The organism is Shewanella frigidimarina NCIMB 400 (genome assembly GCF_000014705.1).
Lineage (GTDB): Bacteria > Pseudomonadota > Gammaproteobacteria > Enterobacterales > Shewanellaceae > Shewanella > Shewanella frigidimarina.
In genome coordinates this window covers 171,546-190,204 of sequence record NC_008345.1, presented here as the reverse complement: position 1 = coordinate 190,204, position 18,659 = coordinate 171,546, and the positions used below count along the sequence as shown (strand labels likewise).

Below are 18,659 nucleotides of genomic sequence, written 5' to 3'. Positions count from 1 at the left end.
ACGAAAATTTATAACAACCAGTCTGACATGGTTACCTTAACAAAGTTTCGTCTTAAGTTAGACAAACAATTCAATCTGTGAACCAGTACGCAACTCTCAGGATTTAGATTCATATCTTCCTTATATTACTATTCAATTAATAATCTTTACGTATAATCAAGATTCCAAGCACTGCGGAAAAACCGCTTTCTCTGTTAACCTAAAAGTGAATATTGAAACAATGACCACATTTTGGATATTTATTGCGCTTGTCGTACTCATCGGCCTAATCATGATTTGGGTTCCACATTTTCGCCAACAAAAGCTGTTACAAGCTGAAGAATCAGGTGTTCGTAGACAAACTAACCTTGAACTTTTTGCTGAACGCATCTCCATTCTTGAAAAGGAATTGCAAGACCAATTATTAGATCAGGTCGAATTCGAGGCATTAAAGAAAGAATTAGAGATAAATCTACTTCAGGACATGAGCCAGAAGGGTGATGACTCCCTTGATGTAGAAATTAAATCAAAAACCGCATTATGGCCTGCTTTTATGACCCTGTGTCTATTAGCAGTATCTGGTTACTTATATCAACACCTCGGTGCTTACAACGAATTAGCTAACCCACCACAAGCAAGCAATCCTCATCAAGGTATGGATCCTGCGCAAATTATGTCGCAACGGGTGCAGATGATGGAAGCGAAGGTGCAGGCACAGCCAGACGATAGCCAAGCTTGGTTTAGCCTTGGCCATGCTTATATATCTGCCAATCAATATGATAAAGCCATTGGCGCATTTGATAAGGTAATGGAACTTGTCGGCACGCAAGCAGAACTCCTTGGGCCTAAAGCAACCGCGCTATACTATAAAGCGAATCAGCAGATGTCGCCGGCGATTCAAGCTGTGATTGATCAATCTTTAGCCTTAGACCCACAAGACCCTTCTACACTACTTCTTGTTGGTATGGATGCATTCTTTACCGCTGATTACAAAAAAGCTATCAATGCTTGGCAGATGATCTTAGACAGCGATCGTGATGATGTTGATAGAACAGCATTAATGAATGCAATTGAATCTGCAAACATGCGCCTTAATGAAGGCTCGGCAATGCCTAATGGTGAGTCAACTCAAAAGCCAGCTGTTACGAGCAATGCTAATACAGTCGCAATTGAAATTTCTATTGCTCCAGAATTAGCAGACAAAGTAGCTGATACCGATACTGTGTTTATTTTCGCACGAGCAACTCAAGGCCCAAAAGTACCGCTAGCAGCAACTAAAATCAGTGCTAGCAGCTTACCTGTCACTGTCACACTAGATGACAGTACTTCTATGGGTGGTGATGTAAAACTGAGTTCTGTCGGAGAAGTAGAAATCATTGCAGTACTGTCAAAAAATGGCAGCGTGAAACCACAGTCTGGTGACCTAAAGGGTAACATTAAAGCCGTTAAGGTGGGTGGCAATGCTACACTAACTCTGGATACCTTAGTGCAATAGCACTGTGTAATATTAGTGATGTTAAAAGTTAGCATCACTGAAATTAACCCATAAAAAAACCGGCTACAAAGCCGGTTTTTTGATTTAGTTGAAAACTACTTAGACATAAACTGAATTGCGTTTTTGTAATCTTCATCAGTACAGTCAGTACACATACCACCTGGTGGCATTGCGTTTAAACCAGACTTAACTGAACCCACTAAGGCATCTAAACCTTTTGCTAGACGTGGTTCCCATGCCGCAGTGTCATGAACTTTAGGCGCACCGGCCACACCCATGCTGTGACATACTTGACACGCTTTATTATAAATAGCTTCACCTTCTTGAGCAAATACATTTGCAGACAAAGTTAAGGCAGCTACTGCAGTCATTGCTAACAATTTTTTCATATTCATCGTTCCTAATTGCAAATATACAAAGCTTAACGCTGCCCTTTGATTTAGAAGGCAGACTCATTTTTAGCAACGTTAGATTACTACAATTAGCAAAAAAACTCATCTTTTTGTGATAACAATCTCAGCTTAGGCTCTAAATCAAGACAACCTGTGTAGTTAAGGTAATATATTAGTAATCGATGAAAAAGTTCAAACTAAATACATAATTTTGGAACCATATCAAATTGCTAGCACTTAATCAGTGACAAAGCTAAACCGATAAAAGTGTTTGTGTTAATATCATTTCGAATTCATCCTCAAGTAAAATAAGAGGGATAAGTGACCATATCAAACCAATCACAAGTGCTATTAAGTGCCAACGAATTAACCTGTATTCGGGAAGAGCGCATTCTATTTGATGGACTGAGTTTTAATATCAATGCGGGGGATATTGTCCAGATTGAAGGCCCTAATGGTGCAGGTAAAACCAGTCTTTTACGAATTATTGCTGGTTTGTCACGTCCCTATGCTGGTGAAGTTGAATATAGTGGTGAAAACATCAATCGCTGTAGAGACGAATTTAATCACGACTTACTATATCTTGGGCATTTAGCTGGCGTAAAAAGTGAGCTAACAGCAGAAGAAAATCTTAACTTCAATTTAAGAATTAGTGGCTATGATGATTTCGATACCACTGCAATTTTGGCGAAAGTCAATTTAACCGGTTTTGAAGAAGCACTAGCAGGTCATTTATCTGCGGGACAACATCGACGTACCGCATTAGCAAGATTACAACACAGTAATTGTAAAATATGGATCCTCGACGAACCTTTTACCGCTATTGATAAAAAAGGTGTAGAAGAATTAGAGCAACTTTTTATTCAACATGCAGAATCGGGTGGATGTGTAATATTAACCACACATCAGGATATGAGCATTATTAGTGATGCCATGTTACGTAAAATCACTCTCGACTATCGCTTTGTATAAGGTATTTGAATGAAACGAGGAATTAGTTACACAACAGCATTCATGACGCTTTTGCAACGTGATTTGAGAATTGCTATTCGACATCGAGGTGACATTTTTAACCCGTTGTTATTCTTTATTTTAGTGGTCACTCTTTTCCCATTAGGTATTGGACCAGAACCTCAAGTTTTGACTAGAGTTGCACCTGGCATTATCTGGGTAGCGGCCTTACTTGCATCGATGTTGTCATTGGAACGTTTATTTAAAGCAGATTACAACGATGGTAGCTTAGAGCAAATGCTACTGAGCCCACAACCGTTAGCATTAATGGTTCTGGCGAAAGTACTTGCACATTGGATACTTACTGGTGTGCCATTAATTCTAGTCGCACCATTACTGGCTGTACTGTTGCATCTAGAAGACAATAGTTACGGTGCATTGATGTCAACATTAGCATTAGGTACACCGATATTGTCGTTACTTGGTGCAATAGGTGTTGCACTAACAGTAGGACTTCGAAAAGGAGGCGTGCTGTTAAGTTTACTTATTCTACCTTTATATATACCTGTACTTATTTTTGCCACTAGTGCGATTGACGCTGCAGGACTGAATATGGCTTATGATGGTCAACTTGCGATTCTTGCTGCAATGTTGGTCGGTTCTTTAATCTTGGCACCTTTCGCAATTGGCGCCTCTTTACGTGTGAGCACAAACTAATGTGGAAATGGTTACATTCTTACGCAGACCCTGAACGGGCATATAAATTGTCAGGCACATTGTTGCCTTGGTTTAGTACACTGGCAATATTGCTGGTTGGAACAGGCAGTATTTGGGGTTTATTGTTTGCCCCAACAGATTACCAACAAGGTGACAGTTACCGAATCATCTTTATCCATGTACCTGCTGCGTCTATGTCAATGGCCGCTTATATGGGTATGGCTATTGCTTCATTTATTGGCTTAGTTTGGCAGATAAAGTCGGCAGATTGGGCCGCTGCAGCAATTGCTCCTATTGGCGCCGTAATTACCTTTATTGCCTTATTAACAGGTGCTGCATGGGGTAAACCTATGTGGGGAACTTGGTGGGTATGGGATGCACGTTTGACATCTGAATTGGTATTGCTGTTTCTTTACCTTGGTGTGATCTCACTGTATGCATCATTTGAAGATAAAGTCCTCGCCGCTAGGGCTTCTGGAATTCTGGCGATTGTAGGTGTAATTAATATACCAATTATTAAATACTCCGTGGATTGGTGGAGTAGTTTACATCAACCATCTACCATTAAAATCACAGAAAAATCAACGATGTCGACTGATATGTTATACCCACTGCTAATTAACATTTTTGGCTTTGGTATGATGATTGGGGCGATTACTTTGATCCGTTATAGAACAGAGATCCTTGCGCGCAATGGTATGCGCCCTTGGGTGAGAGATTTAGCTACAGCAGAGGAGGCAAAATAATGCAATTTGATTCATTCAAAGACTTTCTTGATATGGGCGGTTACGCATTTTACGTTTGGCTATCCTATGGTGTAACGTTCGGCTGTCTGGCAACATTGATAACCCTAAGCATTAGACAAAAACGTAAAGTTCTGATCGAAATTGCTAAAAAGATAACGCGTGAACAACGCCTGAAAGAAACAAGAGGTAATAACCGTGAATCCAAGACGTAAAAAGAGATTAACCCTCGCCGTTGCATTAATTGCGGGCGTTGCAGCCGTTGCTTCATTACTATTGTACGCGCTAAATTCAAACTTGAATTTATTCTATACACCGTATGAAATTACCCACGGGAAAAACGATACAGGTGTAATGCCTGAAGTTGGACAACGGATCAGAGTCGGTGGCATGGTAACAATAGGATCGATGAAACGCGATCCAGATAGCCTACACGTGGAGTTTGCAGTACATGATTCAGCGGGTGGGACCGTTTTCGTCACCTATGACGATTTACTACCGGACTTATTTAGAGAAGGACAAGGTATCGTTGCCCAAGGCGTACTGGTTGAGTCTGGAAAACTAGAAGCCACTGAAGTACTCGCGAAACATGATGAAAATTACATGCCACCTGAAGTTGCTGAAGCTATGGGACAAACGCATGAAAAACCAACATATAATCAAAAAGCTCTTGAAGACAAATAAAATCTATTTGTAATAAAAAGCCTCTTCGGAGGCTTTTTTTATGATCAAAATTCCAATTGTAATCGACGGATAATCAGTATTATTTTAGCTACTCATTACAATGAAAGGATTTAGAGTACATTTAATGAGGATATATGTCTGTCATCAGTGCTATAGGTAGACTCTCTGCACAAACGAACAAAAGTATTGGTGACTAAAGCAACTACAAGAATGTCTTGTAACGTCGCATACCGCTTATCTGAAACAAATTAAGTCTCTTAGTTTATCGATTAGACGAGCAATGAGCTTTTAATACAAGTATTAAAATATGGGATAGGCTTGTTTAAGTAACCCCTTCCAACCAATGGTATTAGCTGCCTACATTCAAGCTTCCCAATCCGCTAAACAACGGCTTTAGCAGATAGATCGATGCAAATTCGTCTATGGTCAATGTAAACTCGATAACAGACAATATTATTGACTACATAAAAGCTTGTTTCAGGAAGATAGGAGGAAACTGTGCATCACTATTAACAACAATGATGCTAATTACTGAGTCACTCAATATAAATACAAAGTTCCTTATTCAATTTATCATGTTCTTTAAAAAAACAACGTTGCATGACCGCGCACCATATATCAGTGGTTTGAATAAACTCTACAGAATATGCTGATCGCAGGCGCTGAACATTGAATTAAACGGAGCTCCTATTTTTGGGCTATATAAGAACAGCTTAAGCATCTCACTCTTGTTAGTAACAACTTAATCTTAGACATGGTTAATATTGCTAATATGGCCTTAATACAAGCACATTAATGATACGATTTACTAAACGGAGTTGTACAATAATTAATAGATCAGAGAATCTAGAAAATGAGTGTTTAGTTCATCTCGCTTACTGAATAGAGAATCATTGCAAAAATAATCAAATAGAAGGTTACACGTAAATAGCAGGCGCTGTACCAAGATGAACAATAAAAAGGAATGGATTACAGATAAATAAAGGTGATGCTTAAAACGCAGTCTATGTTAAAAAAGAAGAAAAAAAAACCGAGCCTAAGCTCGGTTTTTCGGTGAGTAATTAATTACTCAGCAGCTTCAACTTCAACAGCTTCAGCAGCTTCAGGACGACCTACTAACTCGATGTAAGCCATTGGGGCTTTATCACCGGTACGTAGACCGCACTTAAGAATACGAGTGTAACCACCAGGACGTTCCTGGAAGCGTGGACCCAATTCAGTAAATAACTTACCTACAACTTCAGCGTCGCGGGTACGAGCGAAAGCTAAACGGCGATTTGCAACGCTGTCAACTTTAGCAAGTGTTATTAGAGGTTCAACAACGCGACGCAGTTCTTTCGCTTTAGCTACAGTTGTCTTGATAATCTCATGACGAACTATTGAACAAGCCATGTTACGGAACATAGCTTGGCGATGACTGCTGTTGCGGTTTAGTTGACGACCACTCTTACGATGGCGCATGACCTAATCCTTATAACCTAAATCTGTACTAACCTGAGACTTATAGGTCGTCAGCTAAACTAGCCGGTGGCCAGTTTTCTAGACGCATACCTAACGACAGTCCGCGAGACGCTAAAACATCCTTAATTTCAGTAAGAGATTTCTTACCTAAGTTAGGGGTCTTAAGCAACTCAACTTCAGTGCGTTGTACCAGATCTCCGATGTAATGAATCGCTTCGGCTTTTAAACAGTTAGCCGAACGTACAGTTAGCTCTAAATCGTCGACAGGACGCAGCAAAATCGGATCGAACTCCGGTTTCTCTTCTACAACAGCCTGCTCAGTAACATCACGTAGTTCAACAAACGCATCTAGCTGTTCAGCTAAAATAGTTGCAGAACGACGAATTGCTTCCTCAGGATCGATAGTACCGTTTGTGGTCATATCTATCACAAGTTTGTCTAAGTCAGTACGCTGTTCAACACGAGCTGCTTCAACATTATAAGCAATGCGAGCAACAGGTGAAAAAGAAGCATCAACCAGCAAACGACCGATTGGGCGATCATCGTCTTCAGTCTGTGCACGAGCCGAAGCTGGCACATAACCACGACCACGCTCAACGCGGATACGCATGCTGATATCATTGTTACCAGTCAAGTGACAGATAACATGATCAGGATTCACGATGGTAACATCACCATCATGCGTGATATCTGCTGCTGTAACAGGGCCTGTGCCGGACTTGCTTAATGTAAGCAAAGCCTCGTCTTTACCCTCGATGGTCACTGCTAATCCCTTAAGATTAAGCAATATCTCAAGGATATCTTCTTGTACGCCTTCCTTACTGCTGTATTCATGCAGTACGCCGTCAATTTCGACTTCAGTAACTGCACAGCCAGGCATAGACGACAATAGGATGCGACGCAACGCGTTACCTAAGGTATGGCCAAAACCACGTTCTAGTGGCTCTAGTGTAACTTTGGCGCGAGTTGAATTAACCTGCTCAATATCAACGAGACGCGGTTTAAGAAATTCTGTAACAGAACCCTGCATTGTGTCCTCTCTTGTTTGTTAGCTTTACTTAGAGTAAAGCTCGACGATCAGCTGTTCGTTAATATCCGCAGACAAATCGCTACGTTCTGGAACGCGCTTGAAAGCACCTTCCATTTTCGCATTGTCGACTTCTACCCATGTAGGCTTTTCGCGTTGACCAGCCACTTCTAAAGCCGCTTTAATACGAGCTTGAGTACGTGACTTTTCACGGATGCTTACAACATCATTCGCAGACACTTTGAATGACGGAATGTTAACAACACGACCGTTAACCATAACAGATTTATGGCTTACTAGCTGACGTGATTCTGCACGAGTAGAACCGAAACCCATACGATAAACGACGTTATCTAGGCGGACTTCTAAAAGTTGCAACAGGTTTTCACCAGTATTGCCTTTTAGACGTGCAGCTTCTTTGTAGTAATTACGGAATTGCTTTTCTAGCACACCGTAAATACGACGAACTTTTTGTTTCTCGCGTAACTGAATACCATACTCAGACAAACGTGGCTTACGAGCGCCATGTTGTCCAGGTGCAGTTTCTAGCTTACACTTCGAATCGATTGCTCTCACACCGCTTTTTAGGAAAAGGTCTGTACCTTCTCTGCGGCTGAGCTTGAGCTTGGGACCCAAGTATCTTGCCATGATCTTTCTCCAACTATCCTATATACGCAGTGTTATACACGACGCTTTTTAGGTGGACGACAGCCATTATGAGGGATAGGCGTCACATCGGTAATGTTGGTAATTTTATAACCAACAGCGTTCAGCGCACGAATGGCTGATTCACGACCTGGACCAGGACCCTTCACGAAAACTTCAAGGTTTTTAACACCGTAGTCTTGAGCAGCAATACCTGCACGCTCAGCAGCAACCTGCGCAGCGAATGGCGTTGATTTACGTGAACCACGGAAACCAGAACCACCTGAGGTAGCCCATGACAACGCATTACCTTGACGATCCGTAATGGTGACAATTGTGTTGTTGAAAGACGCATGGATATGAGCCATGCCATCTGCAACCTGTTTACGTACGCGCTTACGCGGAGAACGTGACGGAACTTTAGCCATTTTGGTTTACCTTCCCGTTACTTTCTGATTGGCTTACGTGGACCTTTACGCGTACGCGCATTGGTCTTAGTACGTTGCCCACGAAGGGGCAGGCTACGACGATGGCGGAGACCACGATAACAACCAAGATCCATAAGACGCTTGATGTTCATTGAAATCTCACGACGCAAGTCACCTTCTACAGTGTATTTGGCGACTTCTTCGCGTAGGATATCTATTTGAGCTTCGCTCAATTCCTTGATCTTAGCATCTTCAGCAATTGAAGTAGATGCGCAGATTGCTCTAGCGCGTGTACGTCCAATACCAAAAATAGCAGTCAACGCAATGACTGTATGCTTTTGATCAGGAATGTTAATGCCAGCGATACGGGCCACTATGCACTCCTTAAAGTTAAAGGCTATCTGCGAAAAGCCCGAAAGGATACTCGACAGACAACAAATTTGCAAACAATATTTTGGTCAGCCCATTATTGAGCTGACCAAACTTCTTTCTAGCCTTGACGCTGTTTGTGTTTAGGTTCAATACAAATAACACGAACAACACCACTACGCTTGACGATCTTGCAATTACGGCAGATCTTCTTAACGGAAGCTCGAACTTTCATTTCATCACTCCGTAAAACAAATCTTATTTACCAAAACGATCTAAATTCGCTTTGTTAACAAGATTGGCTTTCTTCATCACAGACTCATACTGATGTGACATCATATGGGTCTGAACCTGAGCCATGAAGTCCATGATTACGACTACTATAATAAGTAGTGAAGTACCGCCAAAATAGAACTGTACTTTCCACGCAATTAACATGAACTCCGGAATTAAGCAGATAAAGGTAATGTACAACGCACCCGCTAAGGTTAAACGTGTCATGACTTTATCAATGTAACGCGAAGTCTGTTCTCCGGGACGGATCCCAGGAATGAATGCACCACTCTTTTTCAAGTTATCAGCTGTTTCGCGAGGGTTAAATACCAACGCAGTATAGAAGAAACAGAAAAAGATGATTGCTGTCGCATACAATAATGAGTACAGCGGTTGTCCTGGAGACACAGCTAAAGCGAAATCGCTTAACCATGACATGGACTCATTTGAACCAAACCACTGAGCTAGTGTGCCTGGAAACAAAATAATGCTGGAAGCAAAAATTGGTGGAATCACACCTGCCATATTTATTTTTAATGGTAAATGTGTGCTTTGCGCTGCAAAAACCTTACGGCCTTGTTGGCGTTTAGCGTAATTAACGACAATACGACGTTGACCACGTTCCACAAATACCACTAAATAAGTTACAGCAAATACAATCACTGCGAGCAACAGTAGTACCAATACATTCATGTCACCTTGACGCGCCTGCTCGGCTGTTGAGCCGATGGCCGATGGTAGACCAGCAACAATACCTGCGAAAATTAAAATCGAGATACCATTACCAATACCACGTTCGGTAATTTGCTCACCTAGCCACATAAGGAACATAGTTCCTGTTACTAAGCTCACAACTGCAACGAAGTAGAAACCAAATCCGGGATTGGCCACAAGACCAGGCATCAGATTTGGTAAACCCGTTGCAATACCGACAGATTGCAGCGTACCCAACACGAGTGTGCCATATCTAGTATATTGACTAATTTTCTTGCGTCCTGATTCGCCTTCCTTTTTCAATTCAGCGAGTGCAGGATGCACAACAGTCAATAACTGCATTATGATAGATGCCGAAATATACGGCATAATACCCAATGCGAAGATAGAAGCACGCTCTAAGGCACCACCCGAGAACATGTTAAACATGCCAAGGATGGTATCTTTTTGCTGAGCAAATAGCTCTGCCAATACAGCTGCGTCAATACCAGGAATTGGCACGAACGAACCGGCTCTAAAGACGATAATCGCACCAATCACGAACAGAAGACGAGTTTTCAGTTCAGATAAACCGCCTTTCGCGCTTTTTAAATCAAGTCCTGGTTTTGCCATCGACGTATTATTCCTCGATCTTGCCACCGGCAGCTTCAATAGCTGCACGAGCACCTTTGGTTACCTTGAGACCTTTTACAGTCACTGGGCGGTCAATGGTACCTGAAAGAACGATTTTCGCAAACTGGATGTTGCGAGTAATAACGTTCGCATCTTTCAGTGCATTCAAATCGACAACATCACCGTTAACTTTTGCTAGTTCGAGTAAACGAACTTCAGCTGTTACCAAAGCGCGACGCGAAGTAAAGCCAAACTTAGGTAAACGAATCTTAAGTGGCATTTGACCACCTTCGAAACCGACGCGAACACCGCCGCCTGAACGAGACTTCTGACCTTTATGGCCACGTCCCGCTGTTTTACCTAAACCTGAACCGATACCACGGCCTACACGCTTAGGAGCAGATTTAGAACCTGCTGCTGGAGATAGAGTATTTAGACGCATTATCCTAATTCCTCCACCGAAACCATGTAGTACACCTTGTTAATCATACCGCGAACTGAAGGTGTATCTTCAACTTCAACAGTGTGATTAATGCGGCGTAGGCCTAAACCGGTTAAGGTTGCACGGTGTTTTGGTAAACGACCAATGCTGCTTTTAGTCTGTGTGACTTTTAAAGTTTTAGTAGCCATGGTGCATTACCCCCGAATCTCATCAACATTCAGGCCACGTTTTGCTGCGATTTGAGCTGGTGACTTCATGTGCACCAACGCATCGACAGTTGCGCGAACGATGTTGATCGGGTTAGTAGAACCGTATGCTTTTGACAGAACGTTATGAACGCCTGCTACTTCCAATACGGCACGCATTGCGCCACCGGCAATAATACCGGTACCCTGTGATGCTGGTTGCATATAAACTTTAGAACCAGTATGACGACCCTTAACTGGGTGATGCAAAGTACCTGCATTCAACTCCACTGTCACCATATTACGACGGGCTTTTTCCATTGCTTTTTGAATAGCAGCTGGAACTTCACGCGCTTTACCATAGCCATAGCCAATCTTACCGTTACCGTCACCCACTACTGTTAGTGCTGTGAAGCTAAAGATACGACCGCCCTTAACTACTTTAGAAACACGATTAACTGCAATTAATTTCTCTTGCAGATCGTCTTTTTGCTGAGCTTCTAATTTAGCCATTTTTATAACCCCTTAGAACTTCAGGCCAGCTTCACGAGCGGCATCTGCTAGTGCAGCTACACGACCATGATACTTGAAACCAGAACGGTCGAACGCAACTGTTGCTACGCCCTTCTCGATCGCACGCTCAGCAACAATTTTACCTACTGCTTTAGCCGCATCAACGTTACCGGTACTCTTTAGTAGCTCTTTAACCGCTTTTTCCACGGTTGAAGCAACTGCCAACACCTGAGCTTCAGGATTGATCACCTGAGCATAAATGTGACGCGGTGTACGATGTACAACCAGACGATTCACGCCCAGCTCTTGGATCTTCTTACGTGCACGTAACGCGCGACGTAAGCGAGATGTTTTCTTATCCATATCGCGTTACCTACTTCTTCTTAGCCTCTTTACGGCGTACTATTTCGTCATCATAACGAACACCTTTGCCTTTGTAAGGCTCTGGTGGACGATATCCGCGAATTTCAGCAGCAACCTGACCAACAACTTGTTTATCAACGCCCGAAAGCACGATTTCAGTTTGGCTAGGACACTCTGCAGTAACGCCTGCGGGCAGTTTGTGTACTAATGGATGTGAGAAACCCAACGTTAAATCTAAGTCACTACCAGCAATCTTTGCACGGTAACCTACACCAACTAATTTAAGTTTTTTCACAAAACCTTGAGATACACCAACAACCATGTTGTTTACTAGTGCACGTGCAGTACCAGCCTGTGCCCAAGCGTTAGAAACGCCATCGACAGGAAGAAACTTTACTTGTGCATCTTCGATAACAACATTTACCGCATTGTTGATTACTCGAGTCAGACTTCCTTTACTGCCTTTAACAGTTAAGGTCTGTTCGTTTAAAGTCACCTCTACGCCAGCAGGAACAGTGACTGGTGCTTTTGCAACACGAGACATTTCTAGCTCCTTACGCTACGTAGCAGATAACCTCGCCACCCGTGCCATTTTGGCGGGCGGCGCGATCAGTCATCAAGCCTTGAGAAGTGGACACAATTGCGATACCCAGACCGCCCATCACCTTTGGTAGCTCGTCTTTACCTTTGTAAATACGAAGACCAGGGCGACTTACACGCTGGATAGTCTCAACGACTGGTTTGCCTTGAAAATACTTTAACGTAATTTCTAATTCAGGCTTAGCTTCATCTGCTACGGCGTATTCAGTAATGAAACCTTCATCTTTAAGTAATTTCGCAATTGCTACTTTTAACTTAGCTGAAGGCATCTTAACAGATACGTGGTTAGCAGCTTGGCCGTTACGAATACGGGTTAACATATCCGCAATAGGATCTTGCATGCTCATATTAGCTTACTCCGTGACAAGTGCTTACCAGCTGGCCTTACGCAGACCAGGAACTTCACCACGCATGGTTGCTTCACGTAATTTAATACGGCTTAAGCCGAATTTACGTAGAAAACCATGTGGGCGACCAGTTTGATTACAGCGGTTGCGTTGACGCGCAGCGCTAGAATCACGTGGTAGAGCTTGTAACTTAAGTACGGCATCCCAGCGATCTTCTTCAGAAGTTGCAGGGCTGCTGATTATAGCCTTAAGTGCTAAACGCTTTTCAGCATATTTAGCTACGAGCTGCGCACGTTTTGCTTCACGTGCTTTCATAGATGTTTTTGCCATTATGCTACCCTTATTTCTTGAATGGGAAGTTAAAAGCGTCTAACAAAGCACGACCTTCTTCATCATTCTTCGCAGTAGTAGTGATAACAATATCCATACCACGAATTTTATCGATTTTATCATAATCGATTTCTGGGAAGATGATCTGCTCACGCACGCCCATTGCGTAATTACCACGGCCGTCAAACGCTTTAGCGCTTAAGCCTCGGAAATCACGAATACGTGGTATTGCAATGTCAACTAAACGCTCTAAAAATTCCCACATACGCTCACCGCGTAGGGTCACTTTACAGCCAATAGGGTAGCCTTCACGGATTTTAAAACCAGCAACTGATTTACGAGCAACAGTTACAATTGGTTTCTGGCCAGCGATTGCAGTCATGTCACGGAGCGCATGCTCCATAACTTTCTTATCTGCAACAGCTTCGCCCACACCCATGTTTAGGGTGATTTTTTCAATCCGAGGGACTTGCATGACACTGCTGTAGCCGAACTTTTTAGCTAGTTCAGCAACTACAGTCTCTTGATATTTATCATGCAGTTTCGCCATCGTTTACTCCAAATTACTTAACGAGTTCGCTGTTCGATTTAAAGAAACGGACTTTTTTGCCGTCTTCAAATCGGAAACCAACACGATCTGCCTTGCCTGTGGCTTGGTTAAAGATCGCAACGTTTGATGCTTGCATCGGTGCTTCTTTCTCGATAACGCCGCCAGCAACACCCAATTGAGGGTTAGGTTTCTGGTGCTTTTTAACAAGATTAAAGCCTTCAACAATTAACTTACCAGTAGGTAGAACTTGAGAAACCTTACCGCGGCTACCCTTGTCTTTACCTGCTAATATAATTACTTCGTCTTCACGACGGATTTTAGCTGCCATTTGAAGCTCCTTACAGTACTTCTGGTGCCAGCGAGACAATTTTCATGAATTTATCATTACGCAATTCACGTGTCACTGGGCCAAAGATACGAGTACCAATCGGTGCAAGGTTTGCGTTAAGCAATACCGCTGCATTCCGATCGAAGCGAATGACAGAACCGTCTGGACGACGTACGCCTTTCTTAGTACGGACTACCACCGCGTTATATACATCACCTTTCTTCGCTTTAGCGCGAGGAATCGCTTCTTTAACAGAAACTTTGATAATGTCGCCGATACCGGCATAACGACGATGAGAGCCACCCAAGACCTTAATACACTGAACTCTGCGTGCGCCGCTGTTACATGCGACGTCTAGAGTCGATTGCATTTGGATCATTTCAAGTGCTCCGCTATCGTTACTACACAATCCCACTATGGGAGTATATTTGAACCAAATTCAAGTAATAATTTACTCAAAATTGGCGCGCAAGTATAACACACATTTTTGGAATGCATAGCAAAAAAAACAAACGGCCCCAAATACTGGGGCCGTTTACGTTAACCTAATCGAAATTAGGCTTTTGTTACTACTTCAGCTAGTGTCCAAGACTTAGTCTTAGATAGAGGACGACACTGGCTAATAGCCACGAAATCCCCTTCATTACACTGATTAGTTTCGTCATGTGCATGGATCTTAGTTGTACGCTTAATGTACTTCCCATAAATAGGATGTTTCACTTGGCGCTCAATAGCAACAGTAATAGACTTGTCCATTTTGTTGCTAATTACTTTACCTTGCAAAGTACGGGCTTTATCAGACATTACACACCTGCCTTAGAAGTAATAATGGTCTTAACACGTGCAATGTTACGACGCACTAGTTTCAACTGATTCGTTTGAGTCAACTGACCAGTAGCGTGTTGCATACGCAGGTTAAACTGCTCACGCAGCAGACCAAGTAATTCAGCGTTAAGTTCTTCAACGCTCTTTTCTCTTAGTTCGCTCGCTTTCATTACATCACCGTCTTAGTTACGAAGGTAGTCTTCAGAGGAAGTTTGGCAGAAGCCAAAGCGAAGGCTTCACGAGCCAACGACTCAGGAACACCATCCATCTCATAAAGAACCTTACCAGGTTGAATCTGACATACCCAGTATTCAACGTTACCTTTACCTTTACCCATACGCACTTCAAGAGGCTTAGAGGTAATTGGCTTGTCAGGGAAAACTCGAATCCAAATTTGTCCTTGACGTTTAACATGACGTGTCATGGCACGACGTGCAGATTCGATTTGACGAGCAGTTAAACGGCCACGGCCGACTGCTTTCAAACCGAAAGTACCAAAGCTAACTTCAGTACCGTTCGCTAGACCACGGTTGCGGCCTTTGAACATCTTGCGAAACTTCATACGTTTAGGTTGCAGCATAAAAGTTTCTCCTATTTACCACGAGGCTTACGCTTAGGTTGCTGCTTAGGCTCTTCAATAGCAGGTACTAAACCGTCTAGAACTTCGCCTTTGAAGATCCAAACTTTAATACCAATCACACCGTATTGAGTGTGACTTTCTGCGGTTGAATAGTCGATATCAGCACGCAAAGTATGCAAAGGTACACGACCTTCACGATACCATTCTGCACGCGCAATTTCAGCGCCGCCTAAACGGCCGCTCACTTGAACTTTGATACCTTGAGCACCAATGCGCATTGCGTTTTGTACTGCGCGCTTCATAGCACGACGGAACATAACACGACGCTCTAACTGCTGAGCAATAGAGTCAGCAACGAGCTTAGCGTCTAATTCAGGCTTACGGATCTCAGCGATGTTGATTTGAGCAGTAGTACCAGTGATTTTAGACACATAGGCACGTAATACTTCAACGTCTTCACCTTTCTTACCAATCACAATGCCTGGACGGGCTGTGTGAATAGTAACGCGGATGCTTTTCGCTGGGCGTTCAATAACAATCTTAGATACTGATGCGGCTTTTAACTTTTCAGTTAAATATTGACGCACTTCCCAGTCGCTGTTCAGATTATTTGCATAGTCTGACTTATCTGCGTACCAGGTAGAGATCCAAGGCTTAGTGATACCCAGACGGATACCATTAGGATGTACTTTCTGTCCCATTGCTCTCTTCTCCTAGCGATCTGCTACAACCACAGTAATGTGACTGGTACGCTTCATGATACGATCAGCGCGGCCTTTAGCACGTGGCATGATACGCTTCATTGTTGGGCCTTCATCTACGAAGACGGCTCCAACTTTAAGCTCATCAATGTCAGCACCTTCGTTGTGTTCGGCGTTTGCGATAGCTGAGTCAAGTACTTTTTTTACTAGTACGGCGGCTTTCTTGGGGCTGAATGTCAAAATCTCGAGTGCCTTAGAAACAGGCAATCCGCGAATTTGATCAGCAACTAGACGGGCCTTCTGCGCAGACGTACGAGCAAAACGATGTTTAGCTAAAACTTCCATCTTATTCCTCCCGTATTAACGCTTCTTCGCTTTCTTATCTGCAGCATGGCCGCGATAAGTGCGAGTTGGTGAAAATTCACCAAGCTTGTGGCCGATCATTTCGTCAGTTACGAACACAGGTACGTGCTGACGACCATTATGGACAGCGATGGTCAACCCAATCATATTAGGGATGATCATTGAGCGACGAGACCAAGTCTTAATTGGCTTTTTGTCTCCCGCTTCCATCGCTTTCTCTACCTTCTTCAGCAAGTGCAGGTCAATGAAGGGACCTTTCTTGAGAGAACGTGGCATGGCGAATCCTCTTACTATTTATTACGACGACGTACGATGTACTTATCAGTGCGCTTGTTGCTACGAGTTTTATAACCCTTAGTCGGCACACCCCATGGACTCACTGGATGACGTCCACCAGAAGTACGGCCTTCACCACCACCATGTGGATGGTCTACTGGGTTCATTGCAACACCTCGAACTGTAGGGCGTACGCCTCTCCAGCGCTTAGCACCTGCTTTGCCTAACTGGCGTAGCATGTGCTCGGCATTACCAACTTCACCAAATGTCGCGCGGCAATCTACTGGAACTTTACGCATTTCGCCAGAGCGAAGACGTAGAGTTGCATAAGCACCATCACGAGCAACAACTTGTACATAAGCACCAGCTGAACGTGCGATTTGAGCGCCTTTACCAGGCTTCATTTCGACAGCGTGTACAACACTACCTACTGGAATGTTGCGTAACGGTCTAGCGTTACCAGTCTTGATTTCTGCATCCAAGCCAGATTGGATTGGGTCGCCAGCTTTCATGCCTTTTGCAGCAAGAATATAACGACGCTCACCATCTGCATACAGTACTAGCGCGATGTGCGCTGTACGGTTTGGATCGTATTCAAGACGTTCAACTTTCGCAGGGATACCATCTTTGTTGCGTTTGAAGTCAACAATACGATAGTGCTGCTTATGTCCACCACCTACGTGGCGTACAGTGATACGGCCAGTATTATTACGGCCACCACTTTTAGTTTTTTTCGCCAACAGGCCAGCAAAAGGTTTACCCTTATGCAGGTCCGTATTCACCACTTTAACTACGTGGCGACGACCTGGAGAGGTTGGCTTACACTTAATAACTGCCATGATAATTCTCCTTTGCTTATTCAGCGCCGCCGACGAAATCGATTTCAGCACCAGCAGCTAAAGTAACATAAGCTTTTTTCCAATCGATACGACGACCTACACGGCCACCGGTACGCTTGGTTTTGCCTTTATTAACTAAAGTGCGAACAGAATCAACTTCAACTTCAAATAGCTTCGCTACTGCAGCTTTAATCTCTGCTTTAGTTGCATCGATGGCTACGCGGAAAACTACAGTGTTGTTTTTCTCAGCAAGCACAGTACTCTTTTCAGAGATATGTGGACCAAGAATAACTTTTAGCAAACGTTCTTCGCGGATCATGCTAGCATCTCCTCGATTTGCTTCACTGCATCAGCAGTAACAAGAACAGTGTTGAACGCAATTAGACTAACTGGGTCAAGACCCGCTACGTCACGCACGTCAACTTTGTATAAGTTGCGAGCTGCTAAGAATAAATTCTCATCAACTTCAGCTGTAACAATTAGAACATCTTCTAAGTTCATTGCTTTTAATTTAGCTTTCAGCTCTTTAGTTTTAGGAGCTTCAACACCAAACGATTCAACAACAACTAGACGTTCTTGACGTACCAATTCAGAGAATATGCTCTTTAGAGCACCACGGTACATCTTCTTGTTAACTTTTTGGCTGTGATCTTGTGTTTTAGCAGCGAATGTTACGCCACCGCCACGCCAGATTGGGCCTTTAACACTACCGGCACGAGCGCGGCCTGTGCCTTTCTGGCGCCAAGGCTTTTTGCCTGAGCCAGTTACTTCCGCACGAGTCTTTTGAGCACGAGTGCCCTGACGCGCGTTTGCAGCATATGCTACAACTACCTGATGAACCAATGCCTCGTTAAAGTCACGGCCGAAGGTAGTTTCGGAAACTTCAAGAGCGCTCTGGGCGTCTTTCAATACCAATTCCATTACTAT

General features: G+C 43.3%; 33 protein-coding genes. 6 read left to right on the top strand and 27 right to left on the bottom strand.

The annotated features are described in order from the left end of the window. Positions 1-220 precede the first annotated feature (220 nt). A complete protein-coding gene (gene ccmI, locus SFRI_RS00955; protein ID WP_011635671.1) occupies positions 221-1,474 on the top strand; it encodes a c-type cytochrome biogenesis protein CcmI in 1,254 nt (417 codons plus the stop codon). A 95-nt stretch (positions 1,475-1,569) separates the two neighbouring features. Here the strand turns inward: ccmI and SFRI_RS00950 are convergent, their stop codons facing one another. Beyond that, positions 1,570-1,863, bottom strand: coding sequence for a c-type cytochrome (locus tag SFRI_RS00950; RefSeq protein WP_011635670.1), 294 nt, complete (start codon positions 1,861-1,863; stop codon positions 1,570-1,572). 324 nt (positions 1,864-2,187) lie between these two features. Between SFRI_RS00950 and ccmA the strand changes: the two genes are divergently transcribed. From ccmA to ccmE, 5 genes are read left to right on the top strand one after another with little or no spacing between them, the layout of a single operon-like run. Then, positions 2,188-2,838: a cytochrome c biogenesis heme-transporting ATPase CcmA gene (ccmA, locus tag SFRI_RS00945; protein WP_011635669.1), complete on the top strand. Its 651-nt coding sequence runs from the start codon at positions 2,188-2,190 to the stop codon at positions 2,836-2,838. A 9-nt stretch (positions 2,839-2,847) separates the two neighbouring features. Next, on the top strand, positions 2,848-3,534 hold the full coding sequence (gene ccmB, locus SFRI_RS00940; protein WP_011635668.1) for a heme exporter protein CcmB: 687 nt from the start codon (positions 2,848-2,850) through the stop codon (positions 3,532-3,534). Next, on the top strand, positions 3,534-4,280 hold the full coding sequence (locus tag SFRI_RS00935; RefSeq protein WP_011635667.1) for a heme ABC transporter permease: 747 nt from the start codon (positions 3,534-3,536) through the stop codon (positions 4,278-4,280). Before ccmB ends, SFRI_RS00935 begins: the two co-directional genes overlap by 1 nt. Beyond that, the gene (ccmD, locus tag SFRI_RS00930) at positions 4,280-4,492 is read left to right on the top strand and encodes a heme exporter protein CcmD (RefSeq protein WP_011635666.1); all 213 of its coding nucleotides are present in this window, start codon (positions 4,280-4,282) and stop codon (positions 4,490-4,492) included. The genes SFRI_RS00935 and ccmD overlap by 1 nt, the downstream gene beginning before the upstream one ends. Further along, positions 4,476-4,961 carry a cytochrome c maturation protein CcmE gene (ccmE, locus tag SFRI_RS00925; RefSeq protein WP_011635665.1) on the top strand — a complete coding sequence of 162 codons (486 nt, stop codon included), beginning with the start codon at positions 4,476-4,478 and terminating at the stop codon, positions 4,959-4,961. The genes ccmD and ccmE overlap by 17 nt, the downstream gene beginning before the upstream one ends. Before the next feature lie 1,065 nt (positions 4,962-6,026). On the opposite strand, the gene rplQ is transcribed toward ccmE, so the two are convergent. From rplQ to rplD, 26 genes are all read right to left on the bottom strand, one after another. Beyond that, positions 6,027-6,422, bottom strand: coding sequence for a 50S ribosomal protein L17 (gene rplQ, locus SFRI_RS00920; RefSeq protein ID WP_011635664.1), 396 nt, complete (start codon positions 6,420-6,422; stop codon positions 6,027-6,029). Between the two features lie 40 nt (positions 6,423-6,462). Beyond that, a complete protein-coding gene (locus tag SFRI_RS00915; protein ID WP_011635663.1) occupies positions 6,463-7,452 on the bottom strand; it encodes a DNA-directed RNA polymerase subunit alpha in 990 nt (329 codons plus the stop codon). Positions 7,453-7,476: 24 nt separating this feature from the next. Further along, a complete protein-coding gene (gene rpsD, locus SFRI_RS00910) occupies positions 7,477-8,097 on the bottom strand; it encodes a 30S ribosomal protein S4 (protein WP_011635662.1) in 621 nt (206 codons plus the stop codon). Between the two features lie 32 nt (positions 8,098-8,129). Next, a complete protein-coding gene (gene rpsK, locus SFRI_RS00905) occupies positions 8,130-8,522 on the bottom strand; it encodes a 30S ribosomal protein S11 (RefSeq protein WP_011635661.1) in 393 nt (130 codons plus the stop codon). A 17-nt stretch (positions 8,523-8,539) separates the two neighbouring features. Next, positions 8,540-8,896, bottom strand: a complete 357-nt coding sequence (gene rpsM, locus SFRI_RS00900) for a 30S ribosomal protein S13 (RefSeq protein ID WP_011635660.1) — start codon at positions 8,894-8,896, stop codon at positions 8,540-8,542. Positions 8,897-9,012: 116 nt separating this feature from the next. Then, positions 9,013-9,126 (bottom strand): 50S ribosomal protein L36, encoded by a 114-nt coding sequence (rpmJ, locus tag SFRI_RS21150; protein WP_011635659.1) that lies wholly within the window; start codon positions 9,124-9,126, stop codon positions 9,013-9,015. Between the two features lie 23 nt (positions 9,127-9,149). Next, complete coding sequence (gene secY, locus SFRI_RS00895) at positions 9,150-10,490, bottom strand: preprotein translocase subunit SecY (protein WP_011635658.1); 1,341 nt, start codon at positions 10,488-10,490, stop codon at positions 9,150-9,152. A gap of 7 nt (positions 10,491-10,497) precedes the next feature. Next, positions 10,498-10,932 (bottom strand): 50S ribosomal protein L15, encoded by a 435-nt coding sequence (gene rplO, locus SFRI_RS00890; RefSeq protein ID WP_011635657.1) that lies wholly within the window; start codon positions 10,930-10,932, stop codon positions 10,498-10,500. Then, positions 10,932-11,120: a 50S ribosomal protein L30 gene (rpmD, locus tag SFRI_RS00885; protein ID WP_011635656.1), complete on the bottom strand. Its 189-nt coding sequence runs from the start codon at positions 11,118-11,120 to the stop codon at positions 10,932-10,934. The genes rplO and rpmD overlap by 1 nt, the downstream gene beginning before the upstream one ends. A 6-nt stretch (positions 11,121-11,126) precedes the next feature. Beyond that, positions 11,127-11,630: a 30S ribosomal protein S5 gene (gene rpsE, locus SFRI_RS00880; RefSeq protein WP_011494651.1), complete on the bottom strand. Its 504-nt coding sequence runs from the start codon at positions 11,628-11,630 to the stop codon at positions 11,127-11,129. Between the two features lie 12 nt (positions 11,631-11,642). Then, on the bottom strand, positions 11,643-11,993 hold the full coding sequence (gene rplR / locus SFRI_RS00875; RefSeq protein ID WP_011635655.1) for a 50S ribosomal protein L18: 351 nt from the start codon (positions 11,991-11,993) through the stop codon (positions 11,643-11,645). Positions 11,994-12,003: 10 nt separating this feature from the next. Then, on the bottom strand, positions 12,004-12,537 hold the full coding sequence (rplF, locus tag SFRI_RS00870) for a 50S ribosomal protein L6 (protein ID WP_011635654.1): 534 nt from the start codon (positions 12,535-12,537) through the stop codon (positions 12,004-12,006). Between the two features lie 10 nt (positions 12,538-12,547). Beyond that, positions 12,548-12,940 carry a 30S ribosomal protein S8 gene (gene rpsH, locus SFRI_RS00865; RefSeq protein ID WP_011635653.1) on the bottom strand — a complete coding sequence of 131 codons (393 nt, stop codon included), beginning with the start codon at positions 12,938-12,940 and terminating at the stop codon, positions 12,548-12,550. Between the two features lie 24 nt (positions 12,941-12,964). Then, a complete protein-coding gene (gene rpsN, locus SFRI_RS00860) occupies positions 12,965-13,270 on the bottom strand; it encodes a 30S ribosomal protein S14 (RefSeq protein WP_011635652.1) in 306 nt (101 codons plus the stop codon). A gap of 10 nt (positions 13,271-13,280) precedes the next feature. Then, positions 13,281-13,820: a 50S ribosomal protein L5 gene (gene rplE, locus SFRI_RS00855; protein WP_011635651.1), complete on the bottom strand. Its 540-nt coding sequence runs from the start codon at positions 13,818-13,820 to the stop codon at positions 13,281-13,283. 13 nt (positions 13,821-13,833) lie between these two features. Beyond that, on the bottom strand, positions 13,834-14,148 hold the full coding sequence (rplX, locus tag SFRI_RS00850; RefSeq protein ID WP_011635650.1) for a 50S ribosomal protein L24: 315 nt from the start codon (positions 14,146-14,148) through the stop codon (positions 13,834-13,836). Between the two features lie 10 nt (positions 14,149-14,158). Further along, entirely contained in the window at positions 14,159-14,527 is a 369-nt protein-coding gene (rplN, locus tag SFRI_RS00845; protein WP_011635649.1) for a 50S ribosomal protein L14, read from the bottom strand. Between the two features lie 176 nt (positions 14,528-14,703). Further along, a complete protein-coding gene (rpsQ, locus tag SFRI_RS00840) occupies positions 14,704-14,952 on the bottom strand; it encodes a 30S ribosomal protein S17 (protein WP_011635648.1) in 249 nt (82 codons plus the stop codon). Continuing rightward, positions 14,952-15,143 carry a 50S ribosomal protein L29 gene (gene rpmC, locus SFRI_RS00835; protein ID WP_011635647.1) on the bottom strand — a complete coding sequence of 64 codons (192 nt, stop codon included), beginning with the start codon at positions 15,141-15,143 and terminating at the stop codon, positions 14,952-14,954. Before rpmC ends, rpsQ begins: the two co-directional genes overlap by 1 nt. Further along, positions 15,143-15,553, bottom strand: coding sequence for a 50S ribosomal protein L16 (rplP, locus tag SFRI_RS00830; protein ID WP_011635646.1), 411 nt, complete (start codon positions 15,551-15,553; stop codon positions 15,143-15,145). The genes rpmC and rplP overlap by 1 nt, the downstream gene beginning before the upstream one ends. An 11-nt stretch (positions 15,554-15,564) precedes the next feature. Continuing rightward, positions 15,565-16,254, bottom strand: coding sequence for a 30S ribosomal protein S3 (rpsC, locus tag SFRI_RS00825; protein ID WP_011635645.1), 690 nt, complete (start codon positions 16,252-16,254; stop codon positions 15,565-15,567). A gap of 12 nt (positions 16,255-16,266) precedes the next feature. Beyond that, the gene (rplV, locus tag SFRI_RS00820) at positions 16,267-16,599 is read right to left on the bottom strand and encodes a 50S ribosomal protein L22 (RefSeq protein WP_011635644.1); all 333 of its coding nucleotides are present in this window, start codon (positions 16,597-16,599) and stop codon (positions 16,267-16,269) included. Between the two features lie 15 nt (positions 16,600-16,614). After that, positions 16,615-16,893 carry a 30S ribosomal protein S19 gene (gene rpsS, locus SFRI_RS00815; protein ID WP_006083596.1) on the bottom strand — a complete coding sequence of 93 codons (279 nt, stop codon included), beginning with the start codon at positions 16,891-16,893 and terminating at the stop codon, positions 16,615-16,617. A gap of 14 nt (positions 16,894-16,907) precedes the next feature. Next, on the bottom strand, positions 16,908-17,732 hold the full coding sequence (rplB, locus tag SFRI_RS00810; RefSeq protein WP_011635643.1) for a 50S ribosomal protein L2: 825 nt from the start codon (positions 17,730-17,732) through the stop codon (positions 16,908-16,910). 16 nt (positions 17,733-17,748) lie between these two features. After that, positions 17,749-18,051, bottom strand: coding sequence for a 50S ribosomal protein L23 (gene rplW, locus SFRI_RS00805; protein WP_011635642.1), 303 nt, complete (start codon positions 18,049-18,051; stop codon positions 17,749-17,751). Further along, positions 18,048-18,653 carry a 50S ribosomal protein L4 gene (gene rplD / locus SFRI_RS00800; protein WP_011635641.1) on the bottom strand — a complete coding sequence of 202 codons (606 nt, stop codon included), beginning with the start codon at positions 18,651-18,653 and terminating at the stop codon, positions 18,048-18,050. The genes rplW and rplD overlap by 4 nt, the downstream gene beginning before the upstream one ends. Positions 18,654-18,659: the final 6 nt, after the last annotated feature.